The sequence below is a fragment of the Streptomyces sp. NBC_00691 genome, from assembly GCF_036226665.1.
In the GTDB taxonomy this organism is placed as follows: domain Bacteria; phylum Actinomycetota; class Actinomycetes; order Streptomycetales; family Streptomycetaceae; genus Streptomyces.
In genome coordinates this window covers 3,450,657-3,465,062 of sequence record NZ_CP109007.1, presented here as the reverse complement: position 1 = coordinate 3,465,062, position 14,406 = coordinate 3,450,657, and the positions used below count along the sequence as shown (strand labels likewise).

At 72.3% G+C, this 14,406-nt stretch carries 12 protein-coding genes and 1 tRNA gene; 10 read left to right on the top strand and 3 right to left on the bottom strand.

The window, feature by feature from the left end; translation table 11 throughout:
* The first annotated feature begins 19 nt into the window (after positions 1-19).
* The gene (gene sepX, locus OG392_RS15470; RefSeq protein ID WP_329279683.1) at positions 20-1,060 is read left to right on the top strand and encodes a divisome protein SepX/GlpR; all 1,041 of its coding nucleotides are present in this window, start codon (positions 20-22) and stop codon (positions 1,058-1,060) included.
* 95 nt (positions 1,061-1,155) lie between these two features.
* Positions 1,156-1,229 (top strand) — tRNA-Ala (locus OG392_RS15465).
* Positions 1,230-1,404: 175 nt separating this feature from the next.
* Here the strand turns inward: OG392_RS15465 and OG392_RS15460 are convergent.
* A complete protein-coding gene (locus OG392_RS15460) occupies positions 1,405-1,884 on the bottom strand; it encodes a GNAT family N-acetyltransferase (protein ID WP_329279681.1) in 480 nt (159 codons plus the stop codon).
* A gap of 50 nt (positions 1,885-1,934) precedes the next feature.
* Here OG392_RS15460 and OG392_RS15455 point away from each other — a divergent pair, with 50 nt between their 5' ends.
* Positions 1,935-2,738 (top strand): exodeoxyribonuclease III, encoded by an 804-nt coding sequence (locus OG392_RS15455; RefSeq protein ID WP_329279679.1) that lies wholly within the window; start codon positions 1,935-1,937, stop codon positions 2,736-2,738.
* Between the two features lie 16 nt (positions 2,739-2,754).
* Here OG392_RS15455 and OG392_RS15450 read toward each other — a convergent pair whose 3' ends face one another.
* Entirely contained in the window at positions 2,755-3,390 is a 636-nt protein-coding gene (locus OG392_RS15450; RefSeq protein ID WP_329287293.1) for a MerR family transcriptional regulator, read from the bottom strand.
* Positions 3,391-3,689: 299 nt separating this feature from the next.
* On the opposite strand from OG392_RS15450, the gene OG392_RS15445 reads away from it, so the two are divergent.
* The 5 genes from OG392_RS15445 (at position 3,690) to OG392_RS15425 (ending at position 7,988) form a co-directional block, all read left to right on the top strand.
* Complete coding sequence (locus OG392_RS15445) at positions 3,690-5,234, top strand: flavin-containing monooxygenase (RefSeq protein WP_329279677.1); 1,545 nt, start codon at positions 3,690-3,692, stop codon at positions 5,232-5,234.
* Positions 5,231-6,136 carry an alpha/beta fold hydrolase gene (locus tag OG392_RS15440; protein ID WP_329279675.1) on the top strand — a complete coding sequence of 302 codons (906 nt, stop codon included), beginning with the start codon at positions 5,231-5,233 and terminating at the stop codon, positions 6,134-6,136. The genes OG392_RS15445 and OG392_RS15440 overlap by 4 nt, the downstream gene beginning before the upstream one ends.
* A complete protein-coding gene (locus OG392_RS15435; protein WP_329279673.1) occupies positions 6,133-7,023 on the top strand; it encodes an SDR family oxidoreductase in 891 nt (296 codons plus the stop codon). The genes OG392_RS15440 and OG392_RS15435 overlap by 4 nt, the downstream gene beginning before the upstream one ends.
* Before the next feature lie 155 nt (positions 7,024-7,178).
* Positions 7,179-7,364, top strand: a complete 186-nt coding sequence (locus OG392_RS15430) for a hypothetical protein (RefSeq protein WP_329279671.1) — start codon at positions 7,179-7,181, stop codon at positions 7,362-7,364.
* Positions 7,365-7,493: 129 nt separating this feature from the next.
* Positions 7,494-7,988, top strand: a complete 495-nt coding sequence (locus OG392_RS15425; protein WP_329279669.1) for a GNAT family N-acetyltransferase — start codon at positions 7,494-7,496, stop codon at positions 7,986-7,988.
* Positions 7,989-7,994: 6 nt separating this feature from the next.
* On the opposite strand, the gene OG392_RS15420 is transcribed toward OG392_RS15425, so the two are convergent.
* Positions 7,995-11,348, bottom strand: a complete 3,354-nt coding sequence (locus OG392_RS15420) for a S41 family peptidase (RefSeq protein WP_329279667.1) — start codon at positions 11,346-11,348, stop codon at positions 7,995-7,997.
* 184 nt (positions 11,349-11,532) lie between these two features.
* Between OG392_RS15420 and OG392_RS15415 the strand changes: the two genes are divergently transcribed.
* Both OG392_RS15415 and OG392_RS15410 read left to right on the top strand, forming a co-directional pair.
* Entirely contained in the window at positions 11,533-12,105 is a 573-nt protein-coding gene (locus tag OG392_RS15415; protein ID WP_329279665.1) for a TetR/AcrR family transcriptional regulator, read from the top strand.
* Positions 12,106-12,209: 104 nt separating this feature from the next.
* Positions 12,210-14,393, top strand: coding sequence for an MMPL family transporter (locus OG392_RS15410; protein WP_329279663.1), 2,184 nt, complete (start codon positions 12,210-12,212; stop codon positions 14,391-14,393).
* Positions 14,394-14,406: the final 13 nt, after the last annotated feature.

Sequence of the window (14,406 nt, the reverse complement as noted above, 5' to 3'; positions counted from 1 at the left end):
CCCCTCTACCGTGTGAGGCGTGAGCAGCAGCGGCCTCATCTACGCAGTCATCGTCGGGGCCTGGGCCGCCTACTTGGTACCGATGTGGCTCCGCAGGCAGGACGAGCTGAACGAAGCCCGTCCGACGGAACGCTTCAGCACCGCCATCCGGCTCCTTTCCGGACGGGCGGGCATGGAGCGCCGATATGCCAAGGAGCTCAAGCAGCGGGACCGTACGGCGGAGGGTCCGACGCCCGACGTGGACCCGGACGTGGAAACCGAGCATTTGAGTTCGGTCGACGTCCGGGCGTTCTCCGCGCCCGCGGCCAGAACGGAAGCGCGCCTGGAACTCCCCGAGCGGGAGCAGGCGGCGCAACCCGCCCCGAACCCCGCCCCGGCACCGGCCCGCCCGGCCACCGGCGCGGCGGCCGAACGCGCCCGCCGCGGCAAGGTCCTCGCCCGCCGCCGCCGCACCACGACGCTGCTCTTCGCCGGCTTCACCCTCGGCGCGGTCGTCGCCGCCGTCGGCGGGGTCGCCTTCCTGTGGGTGCCGGCCGTGCCCGCGCTGCTCCTCAGCGCGTACATCGTCCACCTGCGGGTCCAGGAACGCCGGCGCTTCGTGTACGTGATGGACCGGCGGCGGGCGGAAGCGGCGGCTGCGCGGCTCCGCGAGAGCCGTCGCCCGGCGCCCACGCCCGAGCCGTCGCCCGAATCCGTCCCCGGTCCCTCCCCGCAGGAGGCGGACCGGCGCGCCCTGGTCGAGCAGACGGACCACGCGGAGTGGGTCGACCAGCAGCGCGAGCGCGGCCCGGCCCGCGGCGACAGCTGGGACCCGGTCCCGGTGCCGCTCCCCACCTACGTCACCGCCCCGGTGGCCCCGCGCGCCACGAGCGGGATCGACATCACGGATCCGGAGACCTGGAGCGCGGCCCGCTCCTCCACGGTGGCCGACCCGGCCCCCACGCCGCCCCCGGCCCCGCGCCAGCGCACCACCCCTCCGCGCCGCGGCCGCGACCACGGCCGCACCCCGCTCTTCGACCAGTACGCGGACGACGACCGCCCCCGCGCGGCCAACGAATAACCCCCGCCGGGGACCCGCGACGGCCCCCGGCTGACCTGCGCGGGAACGGATTTTTGTCTGGGCCGGTCGGGATGCTAATGTTTCACACGTCGCAAGGGCCTGTGGCGCAGTCTGGTAGCGCACCTCGTTCGCATCGAGGGGGTCTGGGGTTCAAATCCCCACAGGTCCACAAACGACAGTTCGCGAGTAGCTCTCGGGAACGGTGACGAGATCCCGTCCGATCGAAAGATCGGGCGGGATCTCGTCGTTGGTGGGGCCTCGCGTGATCCGGTGCGGTCGATGCGGTCGATGCGGTCGATGCGGCCACGCCCCGTCCGGACCGGGCGGGGGCGTCGGGGGAGTGCTCAGTTCAGGGGCTTGGCGAAGCAGCGGCTGTTGTCGTGGTCGCGGTACATGCCGAACTTGGCGCAGGGGGCGTAGCCGCTGGAGGCGTAGAGGGCTATCGCCTCCGGCTGGGCCGTGCCCGTCTCCAGGACCATGCGGGTGCGGCCGGCCTGGCGGGCGTCGGACTCCAGGGCGGAGAGGATGCGGCGGGCCAGTCCCAGGCCGCGGGCCTCGGGGATCACGTACATGCGCTTGAGTTCGGCGTCGCCGTTCTCGTAGCCCTCGTCGTTCTTGTCCTGGGTGCGCCAGCCGCCGGTGGCGACCGGGCTGCCGTCGGGGTCGTAGGCGAGAAGGTAGAGGCCCTGCGGGGGGACGAACATCCCGGCGTCCAGCGGTGTGGCGTCGCCCTCGTCGCCGTAGCGGACGGCGTACTCCGCCTGGACCGCGTCGTTGAGCTTGACGGCGTCGGGGTGGTCGTAGGGCGTGGGCTGGATGTTCATGCGGAGTATCGTACATGTATGCGACGGCAGGGTGTCGGTATTCTCCCGGGATGCTCACTGTGACGTCCGTGAATGTCAATGGTCTCCGTGCCGCCGCGAAGAAGGGCTTCGTCGAGTGGCTCGGCGGGACCTCCGCCGATGCCGTCTGCCTCCAGGAGGTGCGCGCCGAGCAGGCGCAGCTGCCGCCGGAGGTGCGGGCGCCCGAGGGCTGGTTCACCGTCCACGCGCCCGCCGCCGCCAAGGGGCGCGCCGGGGTCTCCCTCTTCACGCGCCGCGAGCCCGACCGGGTCCGCGTCGGCTTCGGGTCGAGCGAGTTCGACACCAGCGGCCGGTACGTCGAGGCCGACCTGCCCGGTGTCACCGTCGCCAGCCTCTACCTGCCCTCGGGGGAGGTCGGCACCGAGCGCCAGGACGAGAAGTACCGGTTCATGGGCGAGTTCCTGCCGTACCTGAAGGAGCTGCGCGCCCGGTCCGCCGCCGACGGGCGCGAGGTCGTCGTCTGCGGGGACTGGAACATCGCCCACCAGGAGGCCGACCTCAAGAACTGGAAGGCCAACAGGAAGAACGCCGGCTTCCTCCCCGAGGAGCGCGAGTGGTTCGGGAAGGTGCTGGCGGAGGGTGACGGGGGGTACGTGGACGTCGTGCGCGCCCTGCATCCCGAGCAGGAGGGGCCCTACTCCTGGTGGTCCTACCGCGGCCGCGCCTTCGACAACGACAGTGGCTGGCGCATCGACTACCAGCTCGCCACCCCCGGGCTCGCCGCCAAGGCCGTCAAGGCGTACGTCGAGCGGGCCGCCACCCATGCCGAGCGCTGGAGCGACCACGCGCCCGTGACCGCCGTCTACGAGCTGTAGGACGGCCGGGGGAGCCTCAGGGGCCCTCGGGCGGGGCTCCCGGGCTCAGGCGGCGGTCGAGGGCCATCGAGAGTTCCGCCTCCACCACGCTCTTCGCGAGCGGGCGGAGCCGCCACAGGTCGTCCTCGGCCGCGTGGGTGCGCAGCAGGTCGGTGAAGATCTCGGCGAGGGCGTCGGCGTGCTCGCGGACGCGGGCGCCGGCCTTGAGGACCTCGGCGAGCGGAACGCCCTCGCGGACGAGCGCGGCGGAGACGTCGAGCAGCCGGCGGCTGATGTGGATGATCTCCTCGCCGTCGGTGACGAGGTAGCCGAGGTCCAGGGCCGCGGCGAGGTTCTCCGGGGTGACCTCGCCGGCGAAGTGGTCGGCGAGTTCCCCGGGGGTGAGGCGGACCGGTTCCTCCTCGCTGGGCGCGCCGAGGGCGAGCACCTCGCGGACGTTGCGGCCGCTCTCGAAGGCGGTGGTGAGGTCGGCGATGCCGTTGAGGGTGTGGCCGCGCTCCAGGAGGGCGGCGATCGTGCGCAGCCGGGCCAGGTGCTGCTCGTCATACCAGGCGATCCGGCCCTCGCGGCGGGGCGGGGGGATCAGGCCGCGCTCGCGGTAGAAGCGCAGGGTGCGCACGGTGATGCCGGCGGCGGTCGCCAGCTCCTCCATGCGGTACTCGCGTACGCCCTCGGGCTCGCGTGCGACGCCCTCGGGTCCGGGCGTGACCTGGTGCGGGCTCGCGCCCGTGCCGCCTCGCCGGTCCTCGCGTGCGCCCTGGTGAGTCACCGTGCCGGGTCCTGATCCGTCGCCTGTCCCTTTGCCTGATCCTTCAGCCACGGACGCCAGCCTATGTTGTACCGCCGGTAACTTTCCCTCGTCCGACCCCTACCGCTCGGTATGGAGCTGCTCTACAGTCCCGACTGTGCCAGTGATTGCTGGCGTGATTGGCCGGGCACGCGGGAGGCGGCATGGCGAAGCACGAGCAGGTACGTGTGGCGGTGATCGGATCGGGATTCGGTGGCCTCGGCGCCGCCGTCCGGCTGCGCCGCGAGGGGATCACCGACTTCGTGGTCCTGGAGCGGGCCGACTCCGTGGGCGGCACGTGGCGGGACAACAGCTACCCCGGCTGCGCCTGCGACGTCCCCTCCCACCTCTACTCCTTCTCCTTCGCGCCCAACCCCGACTGGCCGCGGACCTTCTCCGGACAGCGCCACATCCGCGCGTACCTGGAGCATGTCACGGACACCTTCGGGATCCGCCCCCACCTGCGGCTTAACCACGAGGTCGTGCGGATGGAGTGGGACGCCGAGGCGCTCCGCTGGGAGATCGAGACCAGCGAGGGCTCCTTCAGCGCCGAGGTGGTCGTCTCCGCGACCGGCCCGCTCTCCGACCCCAAGATCCCGGACATCCCCGGAATCGCCGACTTCCCCGGCAAGGTCTTCCACTCGGCCCGCTGGGACCACGACTACGACCTCACCGGCAAGCGGGTCGCCATGATCGGCACCGGCGCCTCCGCCATCCAGATCGTGCCCGCGATCCAGCCCCAGGTCGGCAAGCTGACGCTCTTCCAGCGCACGCCCCCCTGGGTCATGCGCCGCATGGACCGGGCCATCAGCGGCCCCGAGCGCTGGCTGCACCGCGCCCTGCCCGTCACCGGCACCCTGCGCCGCGGCCTCCTCTGGGGGATCCGCGAACTCCAGGTCGGCGCCTTCACCAAGCACCCGAACGAGCTCGGGCTCGTCGAGAAGCTCGCCAAGGCCAACATCGCCAAGTCCGTCAAGGACCCGGTGCTGCGGGCCAAGCTGACCCCCTCGTACCGTATCGGCTGCAAGCGCATCCTGCTCTCCAGCACGTACTACCCGGCGATCGCGCAGCCCAACGTCGACGTCGTCGCCTCCGGCCTGCGCGAGGTCCGCGGTTCGACCGTGGTCGCCGCCGACGGCACCGAGACCGAGGTCGACGCGATCATCTTCGGCACCGGCTTCCACGTCACCGACATGCCGATCGCCTCGCGGATCGTCGGCGCCGAGGGCAGCACACTCGCCGAGACCTGGAAGGGCGGCATGGAGGCGCTGCGCGGCGCCACCGCCGCCGGATTCCCCAACTTCATGACGGTCATCGGCCCCAACACGGGCCTCGGCAACTCCTCGATGATCCTGATGATCGAGTCCCAGCTGAACTACATGGCCGACTACCTGCGCCAGCTGAACGTCCTGGGCGGGCGCGCGGCCCTCGCCGTCCGGCCCTCCGCCGTCGGCGCCTGGAACCGCAAGGTACAGGCCCGGATGGAGCGGACGGTCTGGAAGGCGGGCGGCTGCGAGAGCTGGTACCTCGACGCCAACGGGCGCAACACCACGCTGTGGCCGGGCACGACCGGCGAGTTCCGGCGCGAGACCCGGCAGGTCGACCTCTCCGAGTACGAGGTCATCCGCGCCCCCAAGCCCGTGAAGGCCGCCGGGGAGACCGCCGCGAAGTCCCGTACCGCCTCCCGCAGGAAGGAGACCGCCAAGTGAGCCGGCACCTGACCTCGCTGACCTCGTCCAGGGAACTCACCGCCGCCTCCGCCGACGGCGCCCGGATCCACGTCGAGGTGTACGGCCCCGAGGGCGCGCCCGCCGTCGTCCTCGCCCACGGCTGGACCTGCTCGATCGCCTTCTGGGCCGAGCAGATACGGGCCCTCGCCACCGACCACCGGGTCATCGCCTACGACCAGCGCGGCCACGGCCGGACCCCGGCCCCCGCCGGGCCGTCCGGCTACGCCACCGGGGCGCTCGCCGACGACCTCGAAGCGGTCCTCGCGAGCACCCTCGCCCCCGGCGAGAAGGCCGTCCTCGCCGGTCACTCCATGGGCGGCATGACCCTGATGGCCGCGGCCGACCGGCCGGGCTTCCGGGAGCACGCGGCGGCCGCGCTGCTCTGCTCCACCGGGCCCTCGCGGCTCACCGCCGAGGCCACCGTCGTACCGGGCCGGCCGAGCGACCGGCGCACCCGGCTGACCCGGGGTGTCCTCGGCGCGAAGGCGCCGCTCGGGCCCGTCAACGCCGTCTCGAAGAAGGTCCTCAAGTACGCCACGATGGGCCCCGGTTCGTCGCCCGAGAGGGTCGACGCCTGCGCCCGGATCGTGCACGCCTGCCCGCGCGGGGCCCGCGTCGGCTGGTCCAGGGTCCTCTCCGAGCTCGACCTCGAAGCGGGCCTGCGGGCGCTCGACCTGCCCGTCGCGGTCGTCGTCGGCACCGCCGACCGGCTCACCCCGCCCGTCCACTCCCGCGCCATGGCCGAGGCCCTTCCGCAGTGCGTGGGGCTGCTCGAACTGGCGGGCATGGGGCACATGACACCGGTGGAGGCCCCCGAGGCCGTCACCGCGCGGATCCGTGAACTGACCGACACGTACCTGGAAGTGAAGGAGAAGGCATGAGCCGGGTGAGCCTGGAAGGACAGGTCGCGGTCGTCACCGGAGGCGCCCGCGGCGTCGGGGAGCTCCTCGCCCGCAAGCTGTCCGCGCGCGGTGCGAAGATCGCGCTCGTCGGCCTGGAGCCGGAGCAGCTCAAGGAGGTCGCCGGCCGGCTGCACACCGAGGCCGACTGGTGGCACGCCGACGTCACCGACCACGAGGCGATGGCCAGGGTCGCGGCCGAGGTGAAGGAACGGTTCGGGAAGGTCGACATCGTCGTCGCCAACGCGGGCGTCGCGGCGGGCGGTCCCTTCGTGGAGTCGGACCCGGGCGCCTGGCGGCGGGTCATCGAGGTCAACCTGATCGGCGGCGCGGTGACGGGACGGGCGTTCCTGCCGGTCCTCATGGAGTCGCGGGGGTACTTCCTCCAGATCGCCTCGCTCGCCGCGCTGACCCCCGCACCGATGATGACGGCGTACTGCGCGTCCAAGTCGGGCGTCGAGGCCTTCGCGCACAGCCTGCGCGCCGAGGTCGCCTACAAGGGGGTGAGGGTCGGCGTCGGCTACCTCTCCTGGACCGACACGGACATGGTGCGGGGCGCCGACGAGGACGACGTCATGCGGGAGCTGCGCCAGCGGCTGCCGTGGCCGGCGAACCGCACGTACCCCCTCGGCCCGGCCGTCGACCGGATCGTCGCGGGGATCGAGCGGCGCTCCCCGCACGTGTACGCGCAGTGGTGGCTGCGCGGCATGCAGTCGGTCCGCGGCTACCTGCCGGGGATGATCGCTACCGTCGGGCAGCGTGAGATGAGGCGTTTCGAGCCGCGCCTCGGCTCGGTGTCCAAGGGTCTGGTGGGCGCGGGCGGTGCCGCCGACGAGGAGGCGCGGACGGGCGGTCCGGCGGCGCGCTGACGGGCCCGCGGCCGCGCGGCGGGAGGGGACCCCGCCGCCCGGTCGCCGTCCGTGACCGATCGACATGCGTGGAATGTTCGCCCGTGCAAGGCTGGTCGAGGCCCAGGAGGCACACCGCCTCCGTCCCTCTCTCACCCTTCTAGGAGTGAACTTCCATGGGCATGGCAGACCAGTTCAAGGACAAGTCGGAGCAGGCCAAGCAGCAGGCCAAGCAGGCCATGGGCAGGGCGAGGGACGAGGCGTCCGAGCGCGCGTCCAAGGGCCGCTCCCGCCCCGACGACGAGACGCGCAGGGCCCAGCAGGAGGCCCAGGACCGTCTCGACCAGGACTACGACGCCTGACACGCCTTCCGCGCGTGCCGTGCCGAGCGAGGCGCACCCGGTCCGCCGGGTGCGCCTCCGCGCGTGCGTGATCATGACGGGCCGAAAACTCGTACGCATCGGGGGTCCGAAGTTCGTACGGTGGCGACCATGGCCGTACTTGAGCGACTGCGATCCGATCACGCCCCCGCCCTGCTCGTCTTCGAGCGGGAGAACCGGGGGTATTTCGCCGCGTCCGTGCCCGACCGGGGGGACGCGTACTTCACCGACTTCGAGGAGCGGCACCGGGCGCTGCTCGACGAGCAGGAGACCGGGGGCGTCCACTTCCATGTGCTCGTGGGGGAGGACGGCGGGATTCTCGGGCGGTTCAATCTCGTCGACGTCGCCGACGGGGCCGCCGAGCTGGGGTACCGGGTGGCCGAGAGGGCGACCGGGCGGGGCGTGGCGACGGCCGGGGTGCGGGAGGTGTGCCGGCTGGCCCGCGAGGTGTACGGGCTGAGCCGGCTGACCGCCGTCACGACCCTCGACAACGACGGGTCGAGGGTCGTGCTGGGGCGCGTCGGGTTCGGTGCGGTCGGGAGCGTGACGCTCGACGGCCGGGCGGGGACGTCGTACGAGCTGGATCTGGCCGACGACAGGCCTTAGGGGGCGCTACTCCTCGGCCGTCGCGCGCGGCGGCAGTTTCGGGCGGGAGCGGTCCGGCAGGTCCACGTAGCCCGGGGGGCTCGCCGCCGGGGTCTCCGCGAGGAGGGCGAGGGCGACCTCGACCGCGTCGTCGAGCTGGGCGTGCCGGCCCTCCGCCCAGTCGAGGGGGGTGCGCAGCACGGCGAGGTCGGGTTCGACGCCGTGGTTCTCCAGCGACCAGCCGTACTCGGGGAACCAGGCCGCGTTCATCGGGACCGTGATCTGCGTGCCGTCGCCGAGGCGGTGGCGGCCGGTCATGCCGACGACTCCGCCCCAGGTGCGCTGGCCGACGACGGGCCCCAGGCCGAGGAGCTTGAACGCGGCGGTGATCATGTCGCCGTCGGAGGACGTCGCTTCGTCGGCGAGGGCGACGATCGGGCCCCGGGGGGCGTTGGAGGCGTACGAGACGGGCTGGGCGTTGCGGGTGAGGTCCCAGCCGAGGATGCTGCGGGTCAGTTTCTCCATGACGAGTTCGCTGATGTTGCCGCCGGCGTTGCCCCGTACGTCGACGATGAGGGCCGGCCGGGAGACCTCCATGCGCAGGTCGCGGTTGAACTGGGCCCAGCCCGAGCCGCCCATGTCGGGGATGTGCAGATAGCCGCAGCGGCCGCCGCTGATGTCCCGTACCACCGCCCGGCGTTTGGCCACCCAGTCCTGGTAGCGCAGCGGACGGTCGTCGACGAGCGGGACGACGGCGACGCGGCGGGCCCGGCCCTCGCCCTCGGCAGGGGTGAAGGTGAGCTCGACGGTGGTGCCGCCGGTGCCGGAGAGCAGCGGGTAGGGGCCGGCGACCGGGTCCACCGGCCGGCCGTCGACATGGGTGAGGACGGCGCCCTCGCGGATGCCGGTGCCGGCGAGCGGGGAGCGGGCCTTGGAGTCGGAGGACTCGCCGGGCAGGATGCGCTTCACGGTCCAGCCGGTCTCGCGGGGCACGAGGTTGGCGCCGAGGAGGCCCATCGGCCGCTGGTAGTGCGGGGGGCCCTCGTTGCGTCGGGCGGGGGTGACGTACGCGTGGGAGGTGCCCAGTTCGCCGAGGACCTCGCGCAGCAGGTCGGCGAACTCGTCCGGGGAGGAGACCCGTTCGACGAGCGGACGGTACTGGTCGAGGACGGCCGTCCAGTCGACCCCGCCCATGTCGGGCTCCCAGAAGTAGGCGCGGACGATCCGGCCCGCCTCGTCGAAGGCCTGCCGCCACTCGGCGCCCGGTTCGATCTCGTGGAGGATGCGCCGCAGGTCCAGGTAGACGGTGGAGTCGCCGTCCCCCGACTCGGTGGCGGGCACGGCCCGCAGATCGCCGTCGTCGGCGACGACCAGCCGGCTGCCGTCGCCGCTGACCGCGAACCAGTCGAGGTCCTTGGCGAGTTCGCTCTTGCGGGCCTTGGTGATGGAGAAGTGCTCCAGGGTGGGCTTGCCCGAGGTGTCGGTCGGGTTGGCGAAGGTCTCGCCGAGCGCGCCCGAGATGGGCCAGCGCAGCCAGACCAGACCGCCGCCGCTGACCGGGTGGAGGGCGGAGTACTTGGAGGCGGCGACCGGGAAGGGGGTGACCCGGTCGGCGAGTCCCTCGGTCTCGACGGTGACCGTGCCGTCGGTGGTCGCCTCCGTGTCGTCGTCGGCCGGGTCGAGACCGCCCGCCGCCGGGCGTCCGTCGGGGAGCAGCGCGAACGGCGAGGGGGTCGCGGAGGAGAGGGGGACCAGGTAGGGGCGGCAGCCCAGCGGGAAGGACAGGTCGCCGGTGTGCACGTCGTACACCGGGTCGAAGCCCCGCCAGGACAGGAAGGCGAGATAGCGGCCGTCGCGGGTGAAGACGGGGTTCTCGTCCTCGAAGCGTCCGTTGGTGACGTCGATGACGGTCCGGGCGCCGGGGCCGGAGATCCGGGCCATCTTGATCGAGCGCAGGGAGCGGCCGATGCCCGGGTGGGACCAGGTGAGCCAGCCGCCGTCGGGGGAGAAGGCCAGGTCGCGGACGGGGCCGTTGACGGACCGGATGAGTTCGGTGACCTCCCCGTTGGAGTCCTCGGTGGCGTCGAGGAGGAGCAGTCGGCCGTCGTGGGAGGCGAGGGCGAGACGTTCGCCGTCCGGGTCGGCGACGAGTTCCTCGACCCGGCCGAGTTCGCCGGAGGCGAGGCGGAGGGGCGGCCGGTCGCCGCTGGCGCGGGGCAGATAGGCGACCTCGACGGCGTCCTCGCCCTCGGCGTCGGTGACGTACGCGACCTGGCCGCCGCTGCCCAGCATCTCGGGCAGCCTGACCCGGACGCCCGGGGTGTCGACGATCGTGCGGGCCGGGCCGTCGCGGTGGGTCAGCCAGTAGAGGCTGCCGCGTACGGAGACGGCGCTGGCCCGGCCGGTCTCGTCGACGGAGACCGCGTCGATGTGGTGGGCGGCGGGCACCTGGTACGGGCGTCGGCCGACGCGCTGGCCGCCGAGCCGCACCTCCAGTCTCCGGGGGCGGGAGCCGGGGGTGAGGGCGTCGACGATCCACAGGTCGCCGGCGCACTGGTAGACGACCCGGCGTCCGTCGCTGGAGGCGTGGCGGGCGTAGAACTCGTCGTGGTCGGTGTGGCGGAGCAGGTCGGTGCCGTCGGGCAGGCAGGAGTAGAGGTTGCCGACGCCCTCGTGGTCGGAGAGGAACGCGACCCGGCCGTCGACGGCCATCGGGCAGTCGAGGTGGCCGCCGATGTCGGGGAGCAGCCGCTCGCCGTGCAGCCAGAGTCGGCCGGTGGCGCCGCCGAGGTAGCGCTTCCAGGCGGCCGGCTCGTGCGGCGGCTTTCCGGTGAGGAGGAGGGTGCGGCGCTCGGTCTCCCCTGCCGTGTCCCCGCCCTTGCCGGTGTACTCGGTGTTCTCGGTGGTTCTGCCGCCGCACTGCTCGGTGACGGCGATGTCGGAGACCGGGCCCCAGGGGAGGCGGCCGCCGGGGGAGCCGTCGGTGGGGACGTTGTAGGCCCACGAGAAGTACGAGAAGGGCTGCCCGTGCGAGGAGACGGCGAGGATGTCCGAGCGGCCGTCCTTGTCGGGGGGTGTCCAGCCGCAGACGCGGGTGTCGGTGGAGCCCCAGTAGGTGAGCCGCCGGGCGGACCCGCCTTCGACGGGTACGAGATGGATCTCTGGGTCGAGGCTGCGCCAGTTCGTGTACGCGATCTGCCGGCCGTCCGGCGAGAAGCGCGGGTGGCCGACCCGCGTCCGGTCGACGGTGAGCCGCCAGGCCCGGCCGGGGCGGTGGCCCTCGGGGACGAGCGGGGCGATCCAGAGATCGTCCTCGGCGGCGAAGCACAGCAGGTCGTCGTGGAGGTGCGGAAAACGGAGATACGCGACGTCGTCACTCACCTCCTCATGCTTTCCGCGGGAAGGGGGTGTGGCAACTCGTACGTGCTTGCGGGCGTCTTCACGGTCGTGGCGCGGGCCGCGGTGCGCGGTGTGGCCCAGGACACGTACGAAACGGTTTCGTTTCGCTGAGGGGGAGGGTATCTTCGTACTGTACGAAACCGTTTCGTTCGGCAGGAGTCAGGTCATGGCCCGCAGCAGGCTCACCCCAGAGCGTGAGTCCGAGCTGTACGGAGCCGTGCTCGACCTCCTCCGCGAGGTCGGCTACGACGCCCTCACCATGGACGCCGTCGCCGCCCGCACCCACTCCAGCAAGGCCACCCTCTACCGCCAGTGGGGGAGCAAGCCCGAGCTGGTCGCCAGGGCGTTGCGCGCCAACAAGCCGGCCGACCTCTCCGAGATCGACACCGGTTCGCTGCGCGGCGACTTCCACGAACTGATGGCGCGGACGGACGACTGCCAGATGGAGAAGGACTCCGCGCTGATGCGGGGCCTCGCCCATGCCGTCCACACCAATCCCGAACTGCACCGGGCGCTGCGCGAGCTGCTCATCGAACCCGAGATGAACGGCCTCGACGAAGTGCTGCGCAGAGCGGTCCGCAGGGGTGAGGTCGCCGCCGGGAACCCGGCGCTGAAGCTCATCCCCCACATGTTGATCGGTGCGTTCATCGCCCGGCCGCTGATCGACGATCAGCCGGTCGACCGCGCGTTCCTCAGCGCGTACGTCGACGCCGTCGTGCTCCCCTCACTCGGCGTCTGACCCCAGCAGTACCCGTTCCGCCCGCTCCACCTGACGTCGAACCGCTCACGCCGTCGGGCCGGCTCCCCATGCCCTGTCCCACCACGAAATGGGAGTACGCCCCCGTGGCCACGTTCCTGTACAAGTTGGGTCGTTCCGCCTTCCGGCGCCGACGGCTCGTCGCCCTCCTGTGGGTGGCCCTCCTGGCGGTCGCCGGGATCGGCGCCGCCACCGCACCCGTCGCGACCTCCAGCTCCTTCTCGATCCCCGGCACCGAGGCCCAGCGCGCCTTCGACCTGCTCGAAGAGCGCTTCCCGGGCGCCGGAGCCGACGGAGCCACCGCCCGCGTCGTCTTCCAGGCCCCCGAGGGCCAGAAGATGACCGACCCGGCGCACAAGGCCGTCGTCGAGGAGACCGTCGCCGCGCTCAAGTCCGGCTCGGACCAGATCGTCTCGGTCACCGACCCGTACACCGGGCAGGCCGTCTCCCAGAACGGCTCCACCGCCTACGTCTCCGTCGCCTACAAGGTCAACGCGATGGAGCTGACCGACGAGACGCGCGAGGCGCTGACCCAGGCCGGACACAACGCGCAGGGCAAGGGTCTGACCGTCGAGGTCGGCGGTGACGCCCTCCAGACCATGCCGGAGACCGGCTCGGGCGAGATCGTCGGCGTCGTCATCGCCGGCATCGTCCTGGTCCTGACCTTCGGTTCGCTCGTCGCGGCCGGACTTCCGCTGCTCACGGCGATCATCGGCGTCGGCATCGGCGTCTCCTCGATCACCGCGCTCGCCAGCGTCCTCGACCTCGGCTCCACCACCTCCACCCTCGCGATGATGATCGGCCTCGCGGTCGGCATCGACTACGCCCTCTTCATCGTCTCCCGCTACCGCGCGGAGCTGGCCGAGGGCCGCGAGAAGGAGGATGCCGCGGGCCGCGCCGTCGGCACGGCGGGCTCCGCCGTCGTCTTCGCCGGACTCACCGTCGTCATCGCCCTGGTCGGCCTGGCCGTCGTCAACATCCCGATGCTGACGAAGATGGGCTTCGCCGCCGCCGGCACGGTCGTGATCGCCGTACTCATCGCGCTCACCCTGATCCCCGCGCTGCTCGGCTTCGCCGGCGACAAGGTCATCGGCCGCAAGCAGCGCAAGGCCGCCAAGGCCGGCACCGTCGGGAGCGCGAAGAACGAGAAGCCGAACGGCGGCACCCGCTGGGCCCGCTTCGTCATCCGCCGCCCCGTCATGGTGCTGCTGATCGGTGTCCTCGGCCTCGGCGCGATCGCGCTGCCCGCCGCCTCCCTGGAGATGGGTCTCCCGGACGACGGCGTCAAGCCGACCTCCACCACCGAGCGCCGGGCGTACGACGCCCTCTCGGACGGCTTCGGCCCCGGCTTCAACGGCCCGCTGCTCGTCGTCGTGGACGGCGACAAGGCGACCGCCGACCGGGCGGTCTCCACCATCAAGGGCCTCGAGGGCTGGGCCGCCGTCACCCCGGCGACCCCGAACAAGGCCGGCGACGCCGCGATGATCACCGTGGTCCCGAAGGACCGCCCGTCCTCCGGCGCCACCGAGACCCTCGTCCACGACATCCGGAACGCCACCGGCGACGACGTCCTCGTCACCGGCGCCACCGCGATGAACATCGACTTCTCGCAGAAGATGAACGACGCCCTGGTGCCCTACCTGGCCCTCGTCGTCGGCCTGGCCTTCCTGCTCCTGACCGTGGTCTTCCGCTCGATCCTCGTCCCGCTGAAGGCGGCCCTCGGCTTCCTGCTCTCGGTGGTCGCGGCCCTCGGCGCGGTCGTCGCGGTCTTCCAGTGGGGCTGGCTCGGCAGCCTCTTCGGGGTCGAGCAGACCGGCCCGATCATGTCGATGATGCCGATCTTCATGGTGGGTGTCGTCTTCGGTCTCGCGATGGACTACGAGGTCTTCCTCGTCACCCGTATGCGTGAGGCGTACGTCCACGGAGAGCGGCCCGGCGAGGCGATCGTGACCGGCTTCCGGCACAGCGCCCGGGTGGTCACCGCCGCCGCGGTGATCATGATCGCGGTCTTCTCCGGATTCATCGGCATGACGGACCAGATGATCAAGATGATCGGCTTCGGTCTGGCCGTCGCGGTCCTCTTCGACGCCTTCGTGGTCCGGATGGCGATCGTCCCGGCCGTCCTCGCGCTCCTCGGCCACAAGGCCTGGTGGCTGCCGAAGTGGCTGGACCGGATCCTTCCGAACGTGGACGTGGAGGGCGAGGGCCTCGCCAAGGACGCGCCCGCGGACGGGGCGTCCGGCGCCAAGCCGGACCTCGTGAAGGTCTGATCCCCACGGCCTG

Bases quoted from the DNA above. Each gene is read 5' to 3' on its own strand.
- OG392_RS15415 (WP_329279665.1), top strand. From the start codon at position 11,533: ATGGCCCGCAGCAGGCTCACCCCAGAGCGTGAGTCCGAGCTGTACGGA.
- OG392_RS15455 (WP_329279679.1), top strand. From the start codon at position 1,935: ATGCTCACTGTGACGTCCGTGAATGTCAATGGTCTCCGTGCCGCCGCG.
- OG392_RS15430 (WP_329279671.1), top strand. From the start codon at position 7,179: ATGGGCATGGCAGACCAGTTCAAGGACAAGTCGGAGCAGGCCAAGCAG.
- OG392_RS15460 (WP_329279681.1), bottom strand. From the start codon at position 1,884: ATGAACATCCAGCCCACGCCCTACGACCACCCCGACGCCGTCAAGCTC.
- OG392_RS15425 (WP_329279669.1), top strand. From the start codon at position 7,494: ATGGCCGTACTTGAGCGACTGCGATCCGATCACGCCCCCGCCCTGCTC.
- OG392_RS15450 (WP_329287293.1), bottom strand. From the start codon at position 3,390: ATGGAGGAGCTGGCGACCGCCGCCGGCATCACCGTGCGCACCCTGCGC.
- OG392_RS15435 (WP_329279673.1), top strand. From the start codon at position 6,133: ATGAGCCGGGTGAGCCTGGAAGGACAGGTCGCGGTCGTCACCGGAGGC.
- OG392_RS15445 (WP_329279677.1), top strand. From the start codon at position 3,690: ATGGCGAAGCACGAGCAGGTACGTGTGGCGGTGATCGGATCGGGATTC.